Source organism: Psychrobium sp. 1_MG-2023 (assembly GCF_030689115.1).
Taxonomy (GTDB): Bacteria; Pseudomonadota; Gammaproteobacteria; order Enterobacterales; family Psychrobiaceae; genus Psychrobium.
Window position 1 is genome coordinate 21,182 of the sequence record NZ_JAUYVJ010000012.1, and the last position, 23,582, is coordinate 44,763.

Annotated in this window: 18 protein-coding genes; 12 read left to right on the forward strand and 6 right to left on the reverse strand. The window is 39.9% G+C overall.

Annotation, left to right across the window (positions count from 1 at the left end; translation table 11 throughout):
* Position 1: 1 nt before the first annotated feature.
* The 5 genes from Q8W26_RS08175 to Q8W26_RS08195 all read right to left on the reverse strand — a co-directional run bounded on the left by Q8W26_RS08175 (position 2) and on the right by Q8W26_RS08195 (position 5,761).
* Positions 2 to 991, reverse strand: a complete 990-nt coding sequence (locus Q8W26_RS08175) for an XrtA/PEP-CTERM system-associated ATPase (protein ID WP_101215292.1) — start codon at positions 989 to 991, stop codon at positions 2 to 4.
* A 4-nt stretch (positions 992 to 995) separates the two neighbouring features.
* Complete coding sequence (locus Q8W26_RS08180) at positions 996 to 2,618, reverse strand: TIGR03016 family PEP-CTERM system-associated outer membrane protein (RefSeq protein WP_101215293.1); 1,623 nt, start codon at positions 2,616 to 2,618, stop codon at positions 996 to 998.
* Complete coding sequence (locus Q8W26_RS08185; RefSeq protein WP_101215294.1) at positions 2,608 to 3,456, reverse strand: XrtA-associated tyrosine autokinase; 849 nt, start codon at positions 3,454 to 3,456, stop codon at positions 2,608 to 2,610. The genes Q8W26_RS08180 and Q8W26_RS08185 overlap by 11 nt, the downstream gene beginning before the upstream one ends.
* The gene (locus Q8W26_RS08190) at positions 3,453 to 5,048 is read right to left on the reverse strand and encodes an XrtA system polysaccharide chain length determinant (protein ID WP_101215295.1); all 1,596 of its coding nucleotides are present in this window, start codon (positions 5,046 to 5,048) and stop codon (positions 3,453 to 3,455) included. The genes Q8W26_RS08185 and Q8W26_RS08190 overlap by 4 nt, the downstream gene beginning before the upstream one ends.
* 71 nt (positions 5,049 to 5,119) lie before the next feature.
* Positions 5,120 to 5,761: an XrtA/PEP-CTERM system exopolysaccharide export protein gene (locus Q8W26_RS08195; RefSeq protein ID WP_101215296.1), complete on the reverse strand. Its 642-nt coding sequence runs from the start codon at positions 5,759 to 5,761 to the stop codon at positions 5,120 to 5,122.
* A gap of 599 nt (positions 5,762 to 6,360) precedes the next feature.
* Between Q8W26_RS08195 and Q8W26_RS08200 the strand changes: the two genes are divergently transcribed.
* From Q8W26_RS08200 to Q8W26_RS08255, 12 genes are all read left to right on the forward strand, one after another.
* Positions 6,361 to 7,770 carry a TIGR03013 family XrtA/PEP-CTERM system glycosyltransferase gene (locus Q8W26_RS08200; protein WP_101215297.1) on the forward strand — a complete coding sequence of 470 codons (1,410 nt, stop codon included), beginning with the start codon at positions 6,361 to 6,363 and terminating at the stop codon, positions 7,768 to 7,770.
* A 27-nt stretch (positions 7,771 to 7,797) separates the two neighbouring features.
* Positions 7,798 to 8,649 (forward strand): XrtA system polysaccharide deacetylase, encoded by an 852-nt coding sequence (locus tag Q8W26_RS08205; protein ID WP_101215298.1) that lies wholly within the window; start codon positions 7,798 to 7,800, stop codon positions 8,647 to 8,649.
* A 10-nt stretch (positions 8,650 to 8,659) separates the two neighbouring features.
* Positions 8,660 to 9,703, forward strand: a complete 1,044-nt coding sequence (locus tag Q8W26_RS08210; protein WP_101215299.1) for a FemAB family XrtA/PEP-CTERM system-associated protein — start codon at positions 8,660 to 8,662, stop codon at positions 9,701 to 9,703.
* Between the two features lie 5 nt (positions 9,704 to 9,708).
* Positions 9,709 to 11,223 carry an exosortase A gene (gene xrtA, locus Q8W26_RS08215; protein WP_305473040.1) on the forward strand — a complete coding sequence of 505 codons (1,515 nt, stop codon included), beginning with the start codon at positions 9,709 to 9,711 and terminating at the stop codon, positions 11,221 to 11,223.
* Positions 11,223 to 12,344, forward strand: a complete 1,122-nt coding sequence (locus Q8W26_RS08220; RefSeq protein WP_101215301.1) for a glycosyltransferase — start codon at positions 11,223 to 11,225, stop codon at positions 12,342 to 12,344. The genes xrtA and Q8W26_RS08220 overlap by 1 nt, the downstream gene beginning before the upstream one ends.
* A 1-nt stretch (position 12,345) precedes the next feature.
* On the forward strand, positions 12,346 to 14,238 hold the full coding sequence (locus Q8W26_RS08225) for an XrtA/PEP-CTERM system amidotransferase (RefSeq protein WP_101215302.1): 1,893 nt from the start codon (positions 12,346 to 12,348) through the stop codon (positions 14,236 to 14,238).
* A complete protein-coding gene (locus tag Q8W26_RS08230; protein WP_101215303.1) occupies positions 14,235 to 15,440 on the forward strand; it encodes a TIGR03087 family PEP-CTERM/XrtA system glycosyltransferase in 1,206 nt (401 codons plus the stop codon). The genes Q8W26_RS08225 and Q8W26_RS08230 overlap by 4 nt, the downstream gene beginning before the upstream one ends.
* Before the next feature lie 20 nt (positions 15,441 to 15,460).
* Complete coding sequence (locus Q8W26_RS08235) at positions 15,461 to 16,663, forward strand: TIGR04063 family PEP-CTERM/XrtA system glycosyltransferase (RefSeq protein WP_101215304.1); 1,203 nt, start codon at positions 15,461 to 15,463, stop codon at positions 16,661 to 16,663.
* Positions 16,663 to 17,727, forward strand: a complete 1,065-nt coding sequence (locus tag Q8W26_RS08240) for a glycosyltransferase family 4 protein (RefSeq protein ID WP_101215305.1) — start codon at positions 16,663 to 16,665, stop codon at positions 17,725 to 17,727. Before Q8W26_RS08235 ends, Q8W26_RS08240 begins: the two co-directional genes overlap by 1 nt.
* Before the next feature lie 2 nt (positions 17,728 to 17,729).
* Positions 17,730 to 19,028: a putative O-glycosylation ligase, exosortase A system-associated gene (locus Q8W26_RS08245; protein WP_101215306.1), complete on the forward strand. Its 1,299-nt coding sequence runs from the start codon at positions 17,730 to 17,732 to the stop codon at positions 19,026 to 19,028.
* 73 nt (positions 19,029 to 19,101) lie between these two features.
* A complete protein-coding gene (locus tag Q8W26_RS08250) occupies positions 19,102 to 19,395 on the forward strand; it encodes an antibiotic biosynthesis monooxygenase (protein WP_101215307.1) in 294 nt (97 codons plus the stop codon).
* 630 nt (positions 19,396 to 20,025) lie between these two features.
* Positions 20,026 to 22,833 carry a bifunctional aconitate hydratase 2/2-methylisocitrate dehydratase gene (locus Q8W26_RS08255; protein ID WP_101215308.1) on the forward strand — a complete coding sequence of 936 codons (2,808 nt, stop codon included), beginning with the start codon at positions 20,026 to 20,028 and terminating at the stop codon, positions 22,831 to 22,833.
* A 93-nt stretch (positions 22,834 to 22,926) separates the two neighbouring features.
* Here the strand turns inward: Q8W26_RS08255 and soxR are convergent, their stop codons facing one another.
* Positions 22,927 to 23,391, reverse strand: coding sequence for a redox-sensitive transcriptional activator SoxR (gene soxR, locus Q8W26_RS08260; RefSeq protein ID WP_101215309.1), 465 nt, complete (start codon positions 23,389 to 23,391; stop codon positions 22,927 to 22,929).
* Positions 23,392 to 23,582: the final 191 nt, after the last annotated feature.

The window sequence follows — 23,582 nt, forward strand, 5'->3', positions numbered from 1 at the left end:
CTTAACTCTTATTAAGTAACATTGTTACTTTAGTATCTAGTTTTTTTATTTTATCAATGGCTTGGGTAAGTAATAACTCGAGCTCCTTACTTGTTTCACTTTGTTTCGTTGGAGCACGTAACGCAGGTTGAACGATAGGGTTTTGTTCAACTTTAGCCGACTGAAATGCTGTTGTCATATTGAGCTCGTTCGACATCTCTTTCAACACGGTATCGATGGCTTCAACATTAAAGTGCTTTAATTCTTCAATAAAGCCAAATAACATTAACCTATCCATAAATAGGTTAATCATCCTTGGGATCCCTTGAGTTTGGTGATGAATGATTGAAAAGGCTGTAAATGATATTAATGAGTCACCTTGCCATCCTGCTTGCTTCAATCTGTGATTAATATAATGGCGTGTTTCTTCTTGAGTTAATGGTGCGAGATGGCATGAGGCAATGATTCGCTGTCTAAACTGCTCCATGCCTGGAGCTTGAATGATAGTGCGTAGCTCGTTTTGCCCTAACAGAAAACTTTGAAATAAAGGCATGTTACCGATTTGAAAGTTTGACAGCATCCTGAGTTCTTCGACGGATTCCGCTGGAAGGTTTTGGGCTTCATCAACTAATAAAACGGCTCGCTTGCCTTGCTCATTTAATGCAATTAAAAACTTCTCAATACTTTGTAGGATGGCTGTTTTATTTCGTTCAACAACATTTATTTTGAATGCTGCTGCAATCATTTCTAATAGTTCAAGCGGCTCTAGTAATGTAGTGACTAGTTGAGCGGCGACAATATTCCCTCCGTCAACGTCATCAAGTAATGCTCTAGCAATGGTCGTTTTACCAGTTCCAATGGCACCTGTAATCACAATGAACCCTTCTTGCTGTGATAGGCCATACTTCAAGTAACTCAGTGCTTTCTTATGTAGTTCACTTGAGAAAAAAAATAAGGGGTCAGGACTCAACTGAAATGGCTTGCTCTTTAAACCATAAAATTCAAGATACATAGGATTAAAACCTCATTGAGAGCGAAAGCATGATTCGTTGCTCTTTATATTGTTGGTTGCTTTCAAAATCTCGGTCTAACTCTGTTAGCTGTAATTGGACCCCTATTTCCGGACTTAATGAGCGTTGGTAGCTTAAGCTAAGTCGCGTATCATCAAATCGAGGCAATAACTGCTCCTCATCTTCAAGTTGAAATTGACTAATGCTACTTGAAAATTCGATACTATCTCGTTGTGAAAGCAGGTAATTAAAGCGCAAACCAACAAAGAGTTGATCTCTTTCTTGATCCGTTTGCAAGTTGGTCTGAGTACTCGAAATAAAATTAAAATGTGTAAGTAGTTTACGTTTCTGATAGCTGATGCTAGCGGTATAACGCTTATCTAAATAGGTGTTATTTTGTAAGTCTGGGGTGAGTTCTTGCTGCGGAATGAGTTGTTGACCTGCACCTAGGGTTGGAGATGGGTCAGAGGTAAACTCACACTGATCTAGAGTAAAAGGTTCAAGTGTTGGGCAAATTAAATTATCAGTTGGTGATTCGTCAAGGCTCGATAGACGGTAGCTAATAATTTGTTCAGTATAAGCGACTTTGGTAACAATACGTTTCTTTCTGTGGTTAAAACTAAAGGAATAAGCATCACCGAAAAAACGCTTTTTAGTACTAATTTCAAACGAGGTTCTTCGGCTAGGGTGCCAAGCTAACTCAGCACTGATGTGGTCTTCGTTGTTGTCATCTAAGGCCCAGTTATAGGCAAGTTTAATATCCGTTTTTGAGCTAGGTTGCCAACGAATACCTGAGCCATAACTCGCATAATTCAAGTGTGGTGCCCCCCCTCCAATAACATCATAGTCTTCCTTTGCATATTGCAGGTACAAAGATGTAGTAGAGGTTAGGCCAAAACCAAGGTTTGCTCGGTAGTTATTGAGTTTTTGTTTGGTGAGAGAAGAAAAGCCTTGTCCACGTCGTTCACTTTCTGTCTGCCTTGCTGACAATCGCCAATAGCTATGTTTAAAGAAGCGCCCATTACTTAGCGTTAATTGAGTAGAATAAGCATCTGTATCATCGAGTAATGATTGCTCAGCGTTAGTCACTTGATCCGCTTTTATTTTGTCGGCGGTTAAGTTGAAGTTATAGTCTAAAAAACGTCCTAAACGCGAATTGAAATTGGAGTTTATTTTATAATTTGTAATATCAGTTTGCGCTGCACCCGAGAGTATATCATCACCACTATTACCTGACGTTAACGTTGATGCAAAACGCCCTTTTTGAGTCGATAATTTGATAAGGAGCTGATCATCAATCAACTTGAAAGTGGTTGAGGCGAGATAATTACTGAAGTCCTGATCAAGTTGGTGAAATGTTTGATATTTTAGCTTTGTATATTGGTAACTTAAATTTGTATCAAGCAACATACTTCGACTATTAAGTGCTAATGCAGCGACTAGTTGATTCACGTTGTCAGACTCTATTTGCTGGGTGTCGCTTCGGTTAAAAAGGTTATCTGAATAGAGTTGAGACATCGACACTCTAGGGGTTACTTTTAGCTCGGCATTAACCGGTAAGGCCATAGAGAACAATACTAAAACAGAAATCTTAATTGGGTTTTTAGATGCCATACCTTTATAAACCATAATAATTTCCATAACCGTAGCCGTAGCCGTAATTCTGAAAGCTATTTTCAGCACTTTTGTTTAAAACAAAACCTATAGCCATCTCTTTATCGAGTAACTTAACCGCTTTGGTGATGTTGCTTGTAGGGGTTTTATTTTCTTCGACGACAATTACAGCCTGACCACTGACACTTGCTAAAACTTGTGTTTCGCTCACTCCGATTAAGGGAGGTGAGTCGAGCAAAATAATCCGGTCTGGATAGCGGGAAGCTAATTCTTGCATCAACTCTTCCATACGAACACTTGAAAGAAGCTCGTGGGTCAAATGGTGGCGACTACCTGCGGGTATTAACGTTAACTTATCAATGTTTGTGTGGTAGATAACTTGTCCTATGTCACTCACATTTCCTAATAGATAATCGACTAAACCACTTGTCGAGTCATACCCTAACTCTGCTCCAATACTCGGATTAACCACGTCCGCATCAATTAATAATACGGTTTTATCTTGCTCTAAAGCCATACTTAAGGCGAGATTGATTGATGTGAACGTTTTTCCCTCATTGGGGTGTGTACTAGAAATAAGTACAATATTTGAATTGGTTAATAAGTTAGAGGCCTTACCAAAGGCGTTTGTCAGAATTTTTCGTTTAATAAAACGGTACTCTTCATTTGTTCTGCTTCGCTCTGTACGGTTTGTGACCATCGACTTTCTGGCTAACTCGTTCAAATCAATGGTTATAGTGTGTGCATGTGGCGGCGTAACGCCATGCTCTTCTTCATTTGAGTTATTGGTTAATGATGTTGAATTAGTGCTTTCAGGTTTACCCTTGGAAAGGGCCTTTTCAATTGTACTCACTGTAACACTCCTTGAGCAAAAACTCGCAAATCAGGCAATAAAGCATTGGTGATATCTAACGCAATAATTGCTGCATAAAAAAGAAATAAAAGACTCAAGAGGCCAATGAAGGTAATATTTTTAGTTCTACGCTCACGATTGAAGCCTCGAGTATCAGTATGAGAAACAGCACCAAGTACTGGATACCCAGTTAACTGGCTTAGCTGAAATGGGCTCATAATGACTGAGTTTAATTGGCTTGTAATAAAAGCAATTCCGACCCCTGCGGCAATCGAGCCAACTAAAGCGATAGTGTAAAAGAGGCTCCTATTTGGCCCCGTGGCTTGTTCATCGGCTCGGGGTGGGTCAATAACCTTAAATTGAATATTATCGACAGATTTTTCAGCTCGCTCACCAAGTAGTGCTGTTTCTCGTCGCTTTAAAAGTTCTTCATATTTTTGCTTGGTAATATTGTATCCACGGTTTAATGCCATTAGTTGGGATTCAATCTCGGGAATTAAATGAATTTTGTTCCTTAAGTCCATTAACTTATCTTTAAAATTATCAACTCTAACTTTAATTGCCACTAAGCGGCTTTCTAAGTTGATAACGTTAAGGCGCATTTCTTGAAATACAGGGTTATGGTCTAATGATTGGCCCAGCGAGCTGTTGTTGACGCTAGCTATATCTAGCATTTCTGATATCTCTTCCTCCCTGAGTGCTTGCAATGAGTCGACTCGAGCTCTTAATTCTTTGACATCAGGGTGTTCGTTGGTGTACTTCATTGTCAGCTGATCTAAATTAGCTTGAAGCTGATTTATCCGCTCATCGTAAGAGGTAGAGAAGTTACGCTTTTGGCTCGGAGTTAATAGTCCAAAGGTGGGTTGCTCACCGGCCAGTTGAGCGCGGGCAGCTTGAAGCTGAAGCTCGATTTCTCTTTGTTCTAGTTTTGCCTTTTCTAACTCTTGTTCATATTGTGCTAACGTTGGGTAATAACCTGAGTTGTTTCCTGAAATAAAGCTCCCATTTTTCTGTTTAAACTCGGTTAAGCGTTGTTCGCTTTCTAATAATCGATTTTCATATTCCGCAATCTCATCACTAAGAAACTGCTTGGCTACTTTGGCTTCATCTCGTGACTGACCAACTGTATTTTCGACGAATACTTTTAACACCGCTTGAACAACGTGAGTAGCTTTTATGGGGTCATCACCAGTATAGATAATGGTATACAGGTTTTCTTTATTGGTTCTAGCTAACCTAATATTTGATTTTAATTGATCAATCAATCGATCAAATTCTTGTTGGTTATTTGCTAATATATCTAGGTCGACCATTCTGAGAATTCGTTCTAAATTAGGGCGACTCAGTAATGTCTTTTCCATTAAGCGTATCTGTTGGGTTGGGTTATTACTAATGGTCAACCCTCGTAATAAAGGCTTTAATAAAGATTGAGTGTCAACATATACACGTGCAGTCGCACGGTACTTGTCAGGCATGATAGTAATGGCCACCCAGCTACTCATTGATATTAACCAGGCAAAAATAATGATATAGCGCTTTTTTAACCAAATGCCTTTAACAATACTCTGTATTTGCTCGAATAGTTCTTGCATGTTTGTTTCTCTCTTTCACTGTTAGAGCGATTGAGTCAATATAAGATATAGAATGTTTGTTGCTTTGCTTGTTAAAACCAAGCTTCAGGAATAATGATAATATCGCCTGGTAACACATCGGCATTGGCCGATATATCTCCATCTTTGACTAAGTCATCAAGCAAAATGAGGTAGGTGTTCTCTTGATTATTGACCACTCTAATGAGTTTTGCTTGATTTCCGTTAGCAAACTCAGTTAATCCCCCAACAGCAACCATAACATCGAGTAATGTCATATTTTGGCGATAGTTGATTGACTGTGGATTCATGGCCTCGCCGACAATGCGAATTTGTTCACTAAAAGGTCCGACAAAATTAGATACTGTCACCGTAACAATAGGCTCGCGAATAAAGCGGCTCAACTCTTTTTCAATATCTCTGGCTAGCATTGTCGGTGTTTTGCCTGAGACTGGAATATCTTCAACCAAAGAAGTGGTAATTTTGCCATCAGGACGTACTAGAAACTGTCCTGATACTTCGGGGTTTCGCCAAACAAAAATGTTAAGGGAGTCTCCGGGTCCAATAAGATATTGGTAGTTATCGACAGATGTTGTGAGTGATGGGTAAGTTGTTGCATTACTCAAAAGAGGTAAGTTGCTACACCCGGTTAGTAAGGTTAATGTTAGGTTGGATGCGATGATTAATTTTGTGATCCCAAAATGTTTCTTGTTCATAATAATTATTCCATGTTTTATAAATAAACAATCTAATTCACCCTAATGCACTGTTTTGATAGTGCTTAAAAGGTGTATAACAAGCTTCACCAATGCCTAATGTAGTGATACCAATATTCATTAATATCCTGATCATTTGTTAAGGGCTAAACGAATGATAGCTACGTTATTTACTATCGATGAAGGGCAACCACATATGCTAATAAATGCCTTGCTCTAATTCGTTTGAACACATTACAAAACTGTTCACTTTATTAACCGAGTTGGTATTAGTTAAAGTCACTAGTCGCTTTAAAATCTATGAGATGAACCCCGATCTTTTAGTCAATGATTCACATCCCACCATTGTTCAATATCCCGAACTTTTTTAATTTTTTTATGCCGGAAGAGGATAATTCACCCTTTATTTTCAATACATTTTAAAGTTAGACGATGAATTTAACTTCGTCTAGGAAACAGGAATAACTTTATTTTTAGAAAAGTTATCGATGAGAAGAAAAGACCAAAAATATGCACTACGCTTAATATATTTAACACCGACTTAACATTATCATTTAGCTCATATAAAGACGTTATTGTTCATGAAAGGAGATTGATAAATGCCAAAAGTAGATCCTGGTTACCTTAATAAGAATGGTAAGGCATTGATTTTACTTGAAAGTGTTATTATCGTCATTTCAATGATTATGACAATGGAGCTAACATCATATGTTTTTGAAAAGCCATTCACCTCTCAAGAACTGATCTTTAATACGTTTTATATTGTATTTTCTTTTATGTTTGCAGCACAGTTTTTTGCACTTGCTTTAGGCTTATATAGTCGTGAGTGTCGAGAAGACTTTTTGGGTATATCTCAACGATTTCTTTTAAGTTTTCTTTTAGCATTTCTTCTCGTCATTGTTGGTTTGGCTGTGCTGGAAAACCAGAAAGGTTATGAGCCATCTTTATTTATGTCTGCTGCTGTGAGTTGTTCAATCATCTGCTTTTTACGCTACCAACTATTAAACTTTGTTGTTGCACATTCGTTTAAAAAGCGGATTCTCGTTTTAGGGGCTGGTAAAAGAGCATCAATTATTGAGCGAAGAATGAGACGAGAAGTTGATCGGCGACAAGTGGAAATAGTGGGTTTTGTTCGCTTTGATGGAGACTGTGAAGAAGAGCTTTGTCGCGATAAATTATTAACACTTGAAGGTTCTGTGGACCAGTTTGCCCAGAAGCATAATATCGAAAAAATTGTTGTTGCCTGTGATGAGCGACGTAATAATGTTCCTTATGAAGCTCTCTCAAAATGCAAATTAAAAGGCATTGATATCGTTGATATCCTCTCGTTTGTTGAGCACGAAACTGACCAACTTGCAATTGATCTTATTTATCCAGGTTGGGTGATCTATTCGCAGGCTTTTCAAGGGCCAACACGAATGAATGCCTTTTATCATCGCGTATTTAATACCATATTAGCGTTTTGCATTTTATTGTTTAGTTGGCCTTTTCTTATCTTAGCTATTATCGGAATCAAGATTGAGGATGGATTACTTGCGTCGGTGTTTTACCAGCAAGTGCGAGTGGGTTTAAATGGGCAATTATTTACAATTTATAAGTTACGCAGCATGCGAGAGAATGCCGAGGCTGGAGGGGCGGTCTGGGCAAAGGAAAACGATGACCGGACGACAGTTGTTGGTCGGTTTATAAGAAAGTATCGAGTTGATGAATTACCCCAGTTATATAATGTCATTAAAGGGGATATGGGTTTTGTCGGACCTAGACCAGAACGACCTGAATTTGTTGAACAATTAGCGGTAAAAATTCCTTTTTACAATGAGCGTCATCATGTCAAGCCAGGGTTAACGGGCTGGGCTCAACTACGTTATCCTTATGGCGCAAGCGAAACAGATGCATTGGAAAAACTTAAATTTGACCTGTATTACGTTAAAAACCGTAGCTATTTATTCGATCTATTAATCTTATTAAGAACAATAGAGATCGTAATTTTCTCTAAAGGTAGCCGTTAATAGCACCGTTTAATTTGGGGAAATTGAATGAGTAAAGCAATAACTAATGCGATGACGGTGGATGTTGAAGACTACTTTCAAGTGTCTGCTTTCGCCAAGCATTATCCTCATAGCCGATGGGATTCACAACCATTAAGAGTTGAGAAAAATACTCAGCGCTTACTCTCTTTATTTAATAAACATCAAATAAAAGCAACTTTTTTTACCTTGAGCTGGGTCGCTGAACGCTGCCCTAATTTGATTAAAGAGATTGTTGCTCAAGGGCATGAGTTAGCTTCACATGGGCATTGGCATCAACGAGTGAGTGAACTATCACCCCAAGAGTTTAAACAAGACCTTTATCGCTCTAAAAGCATACTTGAGCAGGTGTCAGGAGTTGAGGTGATGGGCTATCGAGCACCAAGCTTTTCTATCGGCGATGAAAACTTTTGGGCCTTTGAGATAATTCGTGAGCTAGGATTTAGGTATAGCTCAAGCACCTACCCTATAAAGCATGATCATTATGGGGTGCCACAATGGCCTAGGTTTTCATATCAAGTAATTGATGAATTGATAGAGATTCCAGTGACTACATTAAAGCGCTATTGCAAAACTTGGCCTATTGCTGGTGGAGGTTATTTTCGTTTAGCTCCTTATCAGTTAAGTCGGTGGGCATTAAAACAATTTCATCTTCAAGAGCAGCGTGCGGCGGTTTTTTATGTACATCCGTGGGAGTTAGACCCACAGCAACCCCGCACCTGCGGTGTGGGTTATAAGACGAGGTTTAGACACTACCTTAATTTGGATAAAGTTGAACAACGTTTAGGCTGCTTATTAACGGATTTTAACTGGTCAACAATGAAAAATGTCTATCAAACAGATCTTCAATTAATTAAATAAGGTTAGCTTCATGACAGGGATGATAAAGACACTTTCAATGGTTGATTCAGTGCAATGGGATTCTTACGTCAAACAACACCCTAAAGGTACATTTTATCATTTAAGTGGCTGGAAAGAGGCGATTGAGTTTGCTTTAGATCATCGCTGTTATTACTTATATGTTACACAAGACGAACAAATTAAAGCTGTACTACCTTTAGTGCTCCTCGATAGTGTCCTGTTTGGACGTTCTTTAGTCTCGACCCCTTTTTGTATCCACGGTGGGGTACTAGCTGATGAAGAGTGTTATCAAGCTCAGTTAATTGAATTTACTAAAACACTCGCTAACGAGTTAAACGTCGAATTTGTTGAATTTCGTATTGCAGACTCAATGGATAGTGAGCGATTCGGGCTTGCTACTCCGGCACAAGAATCTCATGCTTTGTTTGGGTGTGAGATTGCTAATTCAGATGAAGCGATTCTAGCCTCAATCAAGAAGAAGCAGCGCGCGGTAATTCGTCAATCTATGAAGTCGAATTTATCCTATAAAATTGAGGATAATATCGATAATTTATTCGATATTTACTCTCAGAGTGTACGCAATTTAGGGAGCCCGGTTTTTTCCAAGAAATTTCTTCAACGCTTATTTGAAAACTTTAGCAAACAATGCGATGTATTAACGGTTTATTCAGGGGCGCGACCAGTGTCCAGTGTCATGAGTTTTTATTATCACGGGCAAGTTATACCGCATTATGGAGGGGGGACTGTTGCTGCTCGTGACTTAAAGAGCAATGATTTTATGTATTATCAGTTAATGTGTCATGCGCGTCATAAAGGCTGTCATTATTTTGATTTTGGTCGTAGTAAAGTCGACAGTGGTGCCTATAAGTATAAAAAACATTGGGGGATGAAACCAACTCCGATGGTTTATCAGTTTTACTTAAATAACGGTGGTGCCTTACCACAACGTAACCCCAATAACCCTAAGTATGCACTAGTGATTAACTTATGGAAGCGCTTACCATTGAAAGCGAGCCAAGTATTTGGACCCATGTTGTCAAAATACTTAGGGTGAATGGCATGACACAAATGGCACAGATTAACTTAGGGGAAAAACAACAAAGTAAAAAATTGGCCCACTGCTTTTTGCTTGGCGGTCTGACATTTTTTATTTGGTTCTTACTTTTCCTACCGGTGATTAAAGAGACTGTTTCTATTTGGCTTCGCTCTGACACATTTGCTCACGGAATGCTAATTTTACCGGTGGTAGCGTGGTTGTTTTGGCAGCAAAAGCCACGATTTTATGCGTTAGAAATACGTCCGAGTAAGTCGGCTTGTGCAGCGTTAGTCGGCTTGTTGTTATTGTATATGACAGCGGACTTACTCTCGATTGATGCGATGAGGCAACTTGCTGTTTTCGCATTACTAAGTGTTAGTTTATGGTTAGTCTTTGGTGACAGTTTTGCCCGAAGCTTTAAATTTCCATTGTGCTATATTTTGTTTGCTGTCCCCATTGGCCATACATTGATTCCATGGTTACAAGTGTTAACAGCAAAAATTACTGTTTATTTTCTTCAGGTTAGTCAAATCCCTGTCTATTTTGAAGGATTATACATTACAACCCCAAACGGGGTGTTTGAGGTCGCGGTTGCTTGTTCAGGGATTCGTTATTTACTATCGACAGTCGCAGTCGGGACATTATACGCTTACCTAACCTATCGCTCTGTCCGTAAACAATGCCTTTTTGCTATCTTCGCAGTATTAATGCCTTTAATTGCTAACGGTATTAGGGCTTATCTGATTGTTCTTATAGCCCATCATTCAGAGATGAAATATGCGACAGGGGCAGATCATCTTATTTATGGTTGGCTGTTTTTTGGTCTGATTATTTTTGTGATGTTTTATGTCGGTGGTTTTTGGGCTGATCATGAAAAGGCTAAGGAGCAGAGTAAGAGTTTCCTTAATCCCGTGACTGACTTTCGCTTGGCTAAGTATAGCTATGGGTTGCCGATAATCTGTTTAATAGCATTATTATTATCGACATATCTAGTGCGTAATGTCGTGATGAAAACACCTCCTAAAATTGCAGCGGTGATGGTTAAACCTGATGGTATGGAGGGTATTGTCTCTGATGATTTAAAGTATTGGGGGATCAATTTTCGCCACCCCCTATCGCTTCTCAAAGGGCGTAGTGACAATGGTGTTGAAATTCACATCGCACAATACGCCAACAAACAATCGCAAGGTAAATTAATTACCTCGACTAATGTCATTTATCATCCCAACCTATGGAGTCTTGAAAAAAAAGAAACGAAAGAAATTCAACTGGCTAACGGAAAAATTCCCTATGTTGAACTAAGCTTAGTTAGAGCTAACGGTCAACGAAGAACCATTTTTTACTGGTATCACATTGACGGTATCAATAATAACAACAAGAGCTGGGTAAAGTTAAATCAAGGCATTAATTTATTATTAAACAATGAAGTGGCAGGTTATTTTATTGCTATTTCTGCTGTTGATGATTTTACACAACAAGCTCCACAAAAATTGATGTCATGGCTTCAAGTTAATGGGGAAAAAATAAGGTTTGAATAATGACAGAGAAACCTATTCATGTTGTACATATCTTGTATCGTTTTGCTACAGGAGGATTGGAGAATGGACTGGTTAACTTAATTAATCAGCTTACCTTTGGTCAATTCCGACATTCAATTATTTGTATCACAGATTATGATGATGAGTTTACGCAACGTATTCAACGTGATGACGTTAAGCTTATTACTCTCAATAAAAAATCGGGTTCAAATTTTGGTTATTTGTTGACATTAAGAGCACATCTAAAATCACTTTCGCCTACGATTATTCATAGCCGAGGTATCGCCGCTTTAGAGGCGCAATTGGCGAGTCTTGGTATGTCTGTTGTTCGCATACATGGTGAGCACGGTTGGGATAGTGAGTCGGCAAAACACAATGTTAAACATAACTTTTTAAGACGTTTATTAAAACCTTTAATCCATCAATACGTTGTGCTCTCTGCTGAGGGCGAAGAATTTATTTTGCAACATATTAAAGTGAGTGCTGGTATTGTGGAGCGGATTTGTAATGGTGTAGATACCGAAAAATTTACTCCTGTTCAAACCTCTACACCGGCGTCATCCAATATCACCATCACAACGGTTGGCCGCTTAGCAGCGGTAAAAAACCAACAGTTACTAATTTCAGCGGTAGCCCAATTAATAGCAGAACAGCCAACGCTTGGGCTGAGTTTACAGCTCGTCGGAGAGGGTGAATGTTTTGATGTTTTACAGCAACAAGTTACTGAGTTGGCGCTACAGGCGCATTGTGATTTTCTCGGTGATCGTAGTGACATAGCTTCTATCTTATTGAGCACAGATATTTTTGTTTTACCATCCTCGGCTGAGGGGATCTCAAATACAATTCTTGAAGCGATGGCCTGTGGTGTCCCTGTTATTGCGAGCAAGGTGGGGGGCAATGTTGAGTTGGTAAAGCATGGTCAGACTGGATTGTTATTTCCAAGTAATAATATTGACGATTTAAAAAGCTGTTTGTTGAGCTACATTCAAGATCCACCATTACGTGAAGCACATGGGAAACAAGCGCGGAAGCGGGCGGTTAATCAATTTAGCTTAAGTAAAATGATTAATCAGTATCAAGCATTATATTTATCGTTGGCCAATATAAATACTAGGGTGTGATATGTGCGGAATAGCAGGGATCTTTGACTTACAAACAGCATCTACGATCAAACAAGATATTTTACAAAAAATGAATGATATCCAAAGTCATCGTGGCCCTGATGATGATGGCTTTTATATTGAACAAGGAATTGGCTTAGGCCATCGACGTCTATCAATTATTGATTTAGCTGGTGGACACCAACCGATGTTCAATCTTGATAAAAGTATCGGTATTGTATTTAACGGTGAAATTTATAACTTTGCTGACTTAGCCCAGGAGTTACGGGAGCTTGGTTACCCGCTGGTGACCAATGGTGATACAGAAACCATCATTTATGCTTGGCAAGAGTGGGGTGAGCGTTGTGTTGAAAAACTGCGTGGAATGTTTGCTTTTGCAATATGGGATAGCAGAAATGGCTCATTATTTTTAGCGCGTGACCGTCTAGGCATTAAACCCCTTTATTACGCATTGTTAGATAATCAGCAATTAATTTTCGGGTCCGAGTTAAAGGTACTAAAACAACACCCAGATTGTCCTCGTATCTTAAACAACCAAGCTATAGAGGATTATTTTTCGTTTGGTTATATCCCAGAGCCTAAATCGATTTATCAAGGTGTGTCTAAACTTGCTCCCGGGCATACATTACTATTTGTTCGTGGCCAGTCAGCGCCTGAACCTAAGCAATATTGGGATGTTGAATTTGAATCGTTACAACACCAAGCGGAGCAAACTAAGAGCACATTAGTAGAGAAACTAAAGCAAGCTGTTGACATCAGAATGGTATCCGAGGTTCCACTTGGCGCGTTCCTTTCTGGAGGAGTCGATTCATCTTCAGTTGTTGCAATGATGGCGGGTTTACAAGATGACGCAGTTAACGCTTGTTCAATTGGCTTTGATGTGGAAGGTTTTGATGAAACGGACTATGCAAAGAAAGTCGCATCACGCTACCAAGCAAGCCACAGAGTTAAGATGGTTGACAGTGATGATTTTGAATTGATTGACCAGCTAGCTCATATTTATGATGAACCTTATGCTGATAGCTCAGCGTTACCTACCTATCGTTTGTGCCAGATGACAAAAGAGCATGTCACTGTGGCTTTGTCTGGTGATGGTGCAGATGAGTTAATGGCGGGTTATCGTCGCTATCAGTGGCATTTAAAGGAGCAAAAGATAAGGGAGCTTGTGCCTTTAGCCATACGAAAACCAATATTTGGTCTCTTAGGGCGAATATACCCGAAGCTGGATTGGGCCCCCAAGGTTTTACGCGCTAAGACGACATTTCAGTCGATGTCATATGACTGGATTGAAGGCTATCACAATAGCATGTCAATTCTAAGAAGTGATGAACGTTCACGACTTTTTAGTGAAGCGTTTTCCAAGGAACTGGCTGGTTACAGTAGTTTGGAAGTATTTAAGCAACACGCACAGCAAGTGGAAAATTCAGACCCTCTATCCCAAGTGCAATACATTGATATGAAGACCTACTTAGTTGGTGACATTCTCACCAAAGTTGACCGAGCTAGCATGGCTAATTCATTAGAGGTGCGCGTTCCTATTTTAGATCATCACTTTGTGGAATGGAGCGCAACGATTGCACCACCGTTAAGAATCCATAAAAGCCAAGGAAAAGATATCTTTAAGCAGTCTTTGGTTTCGTATCTTCCGCATGATGTTTTATTTAGGCCTAAAATGGGATTTAGTATTCCTCTTGCCCATTGGTTTCGTGGGCCATTACAAAAAAAGTTAGAAGAGGGGCTACTATCATCTCATATGCTTAATTGTGGGGTCTTTAACCCAAAAACAATACGCTGGCTAATTGATAGTCATGTTAAAGGGGTTCGTGATAATAGCGCTGCGTTGTGGACGTTATTAATGTTTGAACGCTTTTTGGCACAGGAGGCTAACGTATGAATATTCTTTATCTGTGTCATCGTTTTCCTTACCCAGCAAAAGACGGAAGCCGGGTACGCTCATTTAATATCATTAATCATTTTCAACAACAGGGGCACAAGGTTTGGGTTGCTTCAATGGTTCGTAATAGCCTGGAGGAGCAAGAAGGACAGGGGATTGCGCCCTTTTGCCATCAATATATTATGGCGCGAGTTAACGAACCTGTTCAGCAGGTCAGAATGGTGTCGAGGCTATTAAGCTTTGAACCGTCGAGCATGGGTTTTTTTTACAGTAAATCATTAGCAATACAAATCAAAAAACTCCTTAATGAGCAGAAATTTGATCTGATTTATGTGCATTGTTCCTCTGTTGCCCAATATGTTGAACAGGTAACTGACACCGCAAAAATTTTAGACTTTGTCGATATGGACTCGCAAAAATGGCTAAGCTTTACTCGCTTTAAACCTTTCCCTGTCAACATGGGGTACTGGCTAGAAGGGCGTAAATTAGAGCGGGCGGAGAAACGCTTAAGTCGTTCATTTGATATGTGTACTACGATTACCAGAACCGAGTGCGACACGCTAGATAGCTTTGAGTTAGCCCAACAAACGGACTGGTTCTCTAATGGTGTCGATGTGGATTACTTTAAGCCAATCACAACGTCTTACTCGCCACATATCATTTCGTTTATCGGCCGAATGGATTACTACCCCAATGAGCAGGCTGTTTCCTTCTTTTGCCATGAAATACTTCCTTTAATTAGACAACAAATTACTGATGTTGAGTTTTTGATCGTTGGTGCTGCACCTAGTGATAATGTAAGGGCTTTAGCCGCTATTGAGGGGGTAACTGTGACAGGCTTTGTTGATGATGTTCGTGACTATGTTCAAAAAAGTGCCGTGATGGTTGCACCATTAAAGATTGCACGAGGAACTCAAAATAAAATTTTGGAAGCGATGGCCATGGGAGTGCCGGTAGTTACTAGCTCGTTAGGGGCTAGGGGAGTTGATGGTGAAGCAGGTGAAGACTTTTTTGTGGCGCAAACGCCTGAGCAATATAGTGAACAAATTTTAAGTCTAATGAAAGATAAAATGCAGCGTTCTATCGTTGCTCAAGCTGGGCGGCAACGTATCCTTAGTAACTACAGCTGGCCCTATGTACTGAAGCGACTCGATGACATAGTTGCAACGACTATAAATCATTTTAAAAACGCTAGCGTTTAAATTACTGATAGAGGGAACTGATGCTTGTACTTCATGTGTTTGATCATACGATTCCACTTCATAGTGGCTACACCTTTCGAAGCTTAGCTATCTTACGTCAGCAACATGCGTTAGGCATTAAAACTATTCATGTGAGCTCAGCAAAGCAACTAGAACAAAAACAAAAACAAGAGCAGGTAGATGATTTACTTTTTTATCGAACCTTTGGTGGGACCTTGTCAAAAGTACCTGTCCTTAATCAGTGGGATGTGATTCGTTCGTTGAGCAAAAGAATTGAAGAGGTTGTTCTGGAACAACGTCCGCAAGTGATTCACGCTCACTCTCCTTCATTAAATGCTATCGCAGCCAGTTCTGTGGCTAAAAAATATAACATTCCATTAGTGTATGAGGTTCGTGCATCTTGGGAAGATGCAGCGGTCAGTCACGGAACGTGCCGAGAAGGATCATTACGTTACAAGGTTGGGCAATGGCTTGAGCGAACCGCACTGCATCGTGCCAATCATGTTACGACCATTTGCCATGGCTTATCTGATTACATTCATCATTGGGGAATATCGCGAAAAAATATTACTATTATTCCCAATGCCGTTGATATTACTAAATTCAATATTATCAAGTCTAAAGACGCTGAACTTATTGAACAATGGGGGCTAGAGGGAAAAACTGTATTAGGATTTCTAGGGTCTTTTTATCGCTATGAAGGGCTGCATTTATTATTGGATGCAATGCCTGCTATTTTGGCCAAAAATCCACAAGCACACTTATTGTTAGTAGGTGGAGGGCCTCAATTAGAGCAATTACAGCAGCAAGTTGAAACGCTAAAACTATCGTCTGCAGTGACATTTATTGGGCGCGTTAATCACCATGATATAAGCCGCTATTATTCATTGGTGGACTTGTTTGTGTACCCACGAGAATCTATACGATTAACTGAGATGGTGACACCTTTAAAACCTCTTGAGGCTATGGCGCAACAAGGCTTAGTGGTTGCATCAGATATAGGTGGGCACCGAGAAATGATTGAGAATGATGTTACTGGTGTGTTATTTAAGCCCGATGATCCCAACGCGATAAGTCAGGCGATTAATCGATTAATTGCGGATAAAAGTTGCTGGCCGGCGTTAAAGCAGTCGGGTTACGACTATGTCAAAGCCCAACGCAGTTGGCAGTTTAGTGTTGAGCCTATTGTTAATGTTTATGATGAGTTAACACGAGAGCCTTAATGATGAAGATAGCTTTAATTGGACCGACCCCACCACCTAATGGCGGTATGGCGATGCAAACAAAGCAGCTAGAGCAGTTTTTAATAGCCGCTAATCATGACGTTAAACTTATTGCGACAAATGCCCCTTATCCGTTTCGGTGGCTTGCCAAAATACCTATACTTCGAGCTGTGGCTCGCCTGTTTAGTTATATTATTGTCCTATATTCACAACTTAAGCACTACCAACTTATTCATTTAATGGCTAATTCTGGTTGGTCTTTTTACCTCTTTGTGATGCCGGTTGTTTATATTGCTAATCGTTATCATATCCCGGTTGTACTTAACTATCGCGGAGGTTTAGCGGAAGAGTTTTTTGCTAAAGATTGGTTCTGGATAAAAGGATGTTTAAGGCGAGTTGATAAGATTATTGTACCAAGTTCTTTTTTGCAGCAGGTTTTTGCAAAGTATCAGTTAGAGGCAGAAGTGATACCAAACATGGTCGACTTATCGATCTTTGAATTTAAAGAACCACAATTGGTTGCTAAGCCCGTACATATTGTGGTGACAAGAAATTTAGAAGCGATTTACGACAATCAAACGGCCATTAAAGGGTTTGCGGTTTTTCACCAGCAGTTTCCAAATAGTAAATTATCCATCGCAGGTTCTGGTGAGCAGGATCTGATGTTAAAAGCATTGGTCAAAGAACTAGAGTTAGAGCAAAGTGTTGAATTTGTTGGGCGCCTTAATCGTCAGCAAATTGCCTGTCTCTACCAGCAAGCCGACATAATGCTAAATACCAGCTTAGTTGATAATACCCCAAACTCAATTATTGAAGCGTTAGCGAGTGGGCTACTCGTGGTTAGTTCAAATGTTGGGGGCATTCCCTATTTAGTGGATGATAAAAAACATGCGCTGTTAGTTGACCCACAAGATCCAAAATCTGTGGCAGCTAAGTTAAATCAGCTAATGAGTTCACCTGAGTTAGTGAGAAAATTAGCATTTAACGGTAACGAACTGGTCTATCAATTCCGCCCTGAACTTGTTTTACCTTCACTAGAAAAGCTTTATCGAGAGGTAATGTAGCTATGCGTGACATACTGTTATTAACTGTCTCAATTGCATTACTCATTTCGATATTTAGAAAGCCTTTTTGGGGAGTTCTGATGTGGTGTTGGATTAGTTATATGGTACCCCATAAGCTTTCGTGGGGCTTTATGGTGAATTTCCCCCTTGCTCAGCTAACCGCTATTATTTTCCTATTTTCGTTTTTAATCAGTAATGAGAAAAAAACCAATACCCTAAGAGGGCCGTTGATTTGGTTGATTCTTTTTAATTTATGGATTTTTATTACTTACATCGCTAACCCAATGACTTTAGATGCGCAGGGGTCTTTCGACAAGATTTTAAAAATTCAACTCTTTACATTTATTACTTATATTCTGCTAACAACACGTGAACGCCTCAATCAAATATTGTGGGTTGTTGCCCTTAGTATTCTATTTTATGGATTTAAAGGTGGAATTTATACTATTTTGTCTGGGGGAGGTGGGCGAGTATGGGGGCCGCCAGGTGGTTTTTTCCAAGGTAACAATGAACTAGGATTAACATTATTAATGGCGATACCAATCATGTTTTATTTGGGGGCTATTGCTAAGAATAGGTGGCTCAGATGGTTGTCTTGGTTGATCATCGGTCTGAGTGTTATCGCCGTATTAGGGACGCAATCACGCGGTGCATTAGTTGCTATTTTATGTTGTGGCTTCTTTTTTTGGGTCAAAAGTCACAGCAAAGCGATATCTTTACTTTTAATTCTGATGGTTTTACCCATTGGCTACAATTTTATGCCACAGAGTTGGCATGATCGAATGTCGACTATCGTCGAGTCCGATGAGCAGTCTTATGACTCTTCGGTGCAAGGCCGATTTAATGCGTGGCGTATGAGTTTTAACTTGGCTACATCACAACCATTGGGTGGAGGGCTTGATAGTTTTACAAGAGAGAACTTTTTTCTCTATGCGCCAAACCCTGATGACTTTCATGACGCCCATAGTATTTATTTTAAAGTGTTAGCTCAACAGGGGTTTGTCGGGTTATTACTCTTTCTCGGCATGTGGCTCTCTACGTGGCGAATGGCGGCAAAGGTGTATCTAAAAACTAAAGATAAAGCAGAATTAGAGTGGGCTAATTTATTAGCTAGGATGTTGCAAATAAGTTTGATTGCTTATGCCTCAGGGGGAACATTTCTCGGGCTGTCTTATTTTGATTTACCTTATCATATCTTGATATTTGTTGTTGCACTATACAACTTAGTTGAGCAAAAGCTTGAGCAAGAGCCAGAGTCTGAAAAATCTGCAACAAATTATAATAATGTTTTAGTTTCATAGGATTAGCTAATTGCATTTTTTGTTTAAAACAAGTAAATATAGAGTAAATAACAAACAAAGATAGTGAAGGCATATGATAAAAGTAATAATTGAACGAACAATAGTACCGGGAATGGAATCGACCTATGAAGCTGAAGCTAAGCGAACGCTTAATGCAGTCATGGGGGCTAGTGGTTTTATCTCCGGGACATCTTATATCGATATGAACAACCCGAACCTGAGAACGATTATTACTAATTGGGAAAATATTGCGAGTTGGAACCGTTGGTTTAAATCAGAGTTGCGCCGTGATGTTAATTATAATATTGCTCAAATTCTTGAGGGTGAAGAGAAGATTAAAGTATTAATGCTGCAATCACTTTCGTAATGGTAAAAGTAGTCCTTAACACCGTTGTCTAAAATAATTTAAATTAATACCCATTCCATTAATTACCTGAACATTTTGCGATCTAAACGAATAATAGCTGCGTTATTTAGTGGCGACATGGATGTCGCTACTTAGATTATGTTTAGAACGCATCAACGACCAATCGTATGTGAGATGGTGCTTTGTCGCTAATACTGAAAGGACATGGTTGTTTAACCCGTCAACAAGTAGTTAAATATTGTCGCTGCCTTGCTCGAAAAAATGCAGCTTTTTACATAGAGCACAGCCAGTCTAATTTGGGATCGTAATCAATGAAATATATCAGCTAATTCTAAATCAAAGGGCTGGTTTTTATATAGTCATTTGGGCCTACGACTAATTATCTAGGCTAATTGCAATAGCTATTTCGACGAACTATCTCTTCTGATAGTTAACTAAACTCAATGTTTACCTGTGGTATAAATGAAATTTCTATCGGGTATAACCTGTATGAATGTCGTTTCTGCATTCAAAGGATTTATAGTAGGTAAAAAATCAGGTAGAGTATGCCCTAAAATTATTCCCAGCTAATGACGATGAGCATTAGCAAACGATGATGAGCATTAGTAAACGATAGCGAGAGAGTGTCCAATGAGTCTGTATTTAGAATATTTAGCAGAAATAGAAAACCGTAAGAACGAACTAGGTCTTGCGCCAAAGCCAATCGACAGCGCTGAGCTGTTATCTGAAATCATCGCTCAAATCAAAGATACTGATAACGAGCATCGTGAAGCTTCTTTAAAGTTTTTCACTTATAACACGCTACCAGGCACAACAAGCGCTGCCGGTGTTAAAGCTGCTTTCTTAAAAGAAATCATCCTAGGTCAAGAAACTGTTGCTGAAATTTCAGCTGAGTTTGCTTTTGAACTATTATCTCACATGAAAGGTGGTCCTTCGATTGAAGTGCTACTTGATTTAGCCCTAAGTGATGACGCATCAGTTTCTGCACCAGCTAGCGATGTACTAAAAACACAAGTATTCTTGTACGACGCTGATACAGCTCGTCTAGAAGCTGCTTTTAAAGCAGGTAACTCTGTAGCTAAAGACCTTTTACAAAGCTACGCTAATGCTGAGTTCTTCACTAAATTACCTGAAGTAGCAGAAAAAATTGACGTTGTGACTTACATTGCTGGTGTGGGTGATATCTCAACTGATTTATTATCGCCTGGTCACCAGTCTCACTCTCGTGCTGACCGTGAATTACACGGCCAATGTATGATCACGCCAGAAGCACAACAAGAAATTGTTGCTCTTCAAGAGCAGCACTCTGACAAAAAAGTTATGTTGGTTGCTGAAAAAGGCACCATGGGTGTTGGTTCTTCACGTATGTCTGGTGTAAACAACGTAGCACTTTGGGCAGGTCAACAAGCGAGCCCATACGTACCGTTTATCAACATCGCTCCAGTTGTTGCTGGTACGAACGGTATCGCACCAATTTTCTTAACTACCGTTGATGTAACTGGCGGTATTGGTCTTGACCTTAAAAACTGGGTTAAAAAAGTTGATGCTCAAGGTAACACTGTTACTGACGCAAACGGCGACCCTGTATTAGAAGAAGCTTACTCAGTTGCTACTGGTACGGTATTAACTATCGATACTAAAGCGAAGAAACTATTTAATGGTGAAGAAGAGCTAGCTGATATCTCTTCAGCATTCACTCCACAAAAAATGGAATTCATGAAGGCGGGTGGTTCTTACGCGGTAACCTTTGGTAAGAAATTACAAACATTCGCTGCTGAGACACTAGGTGTAGAAGCTCCTGCGGTATACGCACTTGCAAAAGAAGTTTCTCACGAAGGTCAAGGTTTGACAGCTGTTGAGAAAATCTTTAATCGTAATGCTGTAGGTGTTGCATCGGACGCACCTTTACACGCTGGTTCAGACGTTCGTGTTAAAGTAAACATTGTTGGTTCTCAAGATACAACAGGACCTATGACTTGTCAGGAATTAGAAGCGATGGCTGCTTCTACTATCTCTACGTCAGTTGACGGCGCGTTCCAATCTGGTTGTCATACTGCATCAGTATGGGACAGCAAAGCAAAAGCAAATACGCCTAAGTTAATGGCATTTATGAACGCGTTTGGTGTAATCACAGCTCGTGATCCAAAAGGCGTTTACCATTCAATGACTGACGTTATCCATAAAGTATTAAACGACATCACTATTGATGATCGTGCAATCATTATCGGTGGTGATTCACATACTCGTATGTCTAAAGGTGTAGCGTTTGGTGCTGACTCAGGTACAGTTGCTATCGCGCTTGCGACGGGTGAATCGGCAATGCCAATTCCAGAGTCTGTAAAAGTAACATTTAAAGGCAACATGGCAGGTCACATGGACTTCCGTGATGTGGTACACGCAACTCAAGCGCAAATGCTTAAGCAGTTTGGTGGCGAGAACGTATTCCAAGGTCGCATCATTGAAGTACACATTGGTACACTTTTAGCTGACCAAGCGTTCACTTTCACTGACTGGTCTGCAGAAATGAAAGCAAAAGCGTCAATCTGTATCTCTAACGATGAAACACTTATCAAGTCTATTGAACTTGCTAAGAGCCGTATCCAAATCATGATCGACAAGGGTATGGAAAATGAAGCGGGTATGTTAGGTGGCCTAATGAAACTTGCTGACGAGCGTATCGCTGGTATTAAGTCTGGTGAGCAGCCGCCACTGTCTCCAGATGATAACGCTAAGTACTACGCTGAAGTAGAAATTGACTTAGACGCTATCGCTGAGCCAATGATTGCTGACCCAGATGTAAACAACGAAGACGTATCTAAGCGTTATACTCATGATGTGATTCGTCCTGTTTCATACTACGCTGATAAATCGGTTGATTTAGGCTTTGTTGGTTCTTGTATGGTTCACAAAGGTGACATGCAAATCATCGCACAAATGCTTCGTAATATGGAAGCACAAGGTAATACGATTGAGTTTAAAGCACCATTAGTTGTTGCTCCACCAACATACAACATTGTTGATGAGTTAAAAGCTGAAGGCGATTGGGATATTCTTGAGAAGTACTCAGGTTTCGTATTTGATGATGATGCGCCTAAAGGTGAAGCACGTACTAAGTACGAGAACATTTTATACCTTGAGCGTCCTGGTTGTAACCTATGTATGGGTAACCAAGAGAAAGCTGAACCAGGTGACACTGTTATCGCCACTTCAACACGTTTATTCCAAGGTCGTGTTGTAGCTGATACCGCTGAGAAGAAAGGTGAATCACTACTAGGTTCTACACCGTTAGTTGTTCTATCGACAATTCTGGGTCGCTTCCCTTCAATGGACGAGTACAAGGCTGCAGTTGAAGGCATTGACCTAACTCGTTTCGCTCCACCGACTGAAGAAATGACAACAAAATATGTTGAGCAAGCTGTACCTGTAAAAAGAGTATAGTACGCAATAGAATCTCTACAGCTAGCTGTCGAGTAAGATAGAAAAAGCCCCTAATTATTGAACAATAATTGGGGGCTTTTTTTGTTCTCGTAATTAAATGACGTTTCTATCAAGGATCACCGCGCCATTTCCTTCCTTAACTAAAATGTCGTCGGGGTTATATAGTGGGCACTTGTCCATTGAAAGGCAGCCACAACCGATACAACCTGTCAAAGAGTCCCTAAGCTTTGTAAGGTAATTAATGCGTGCTGTTAGCTGACCGTGCCACTGGGATGATAGTTGGTTCCAATCGTCTTTAGTGGGTGTTCTGTTTTTAGGTAGGGTAGTAAAGGCTTGCTTGATCTCCTGTAAACTAACTCCCACTTTTTGTGCGGCCTTAATTACAGCCACTCGACGTAAGACATCGGGCGCATAACGACGCTGATTACCGTTATTACGCCATGACTGAATTAATCCTTTCTCTTCATAAAAGTGCAGTGTGGACACCTTAACGTCACATCGCTTTGCAACGATCCCCACACTTAGTTCTATTTTTTGCTGTGTTGATGGCTTACTCATAACTATTCATCACTCGAATATTGAATATTTTCATTTTAAGAAAAAAAACACTTTACCTCAACTTAAGTTGAGGTTTTATGATGTGCTCACTTAAACACAAAGGGGAAAGGAATGAGGTATTTATTTTTAAATTCAGAGCTTAACGAGAAAGCTAACCAAAATAAAACGACACAAACGCCGCTGCAGAGAGC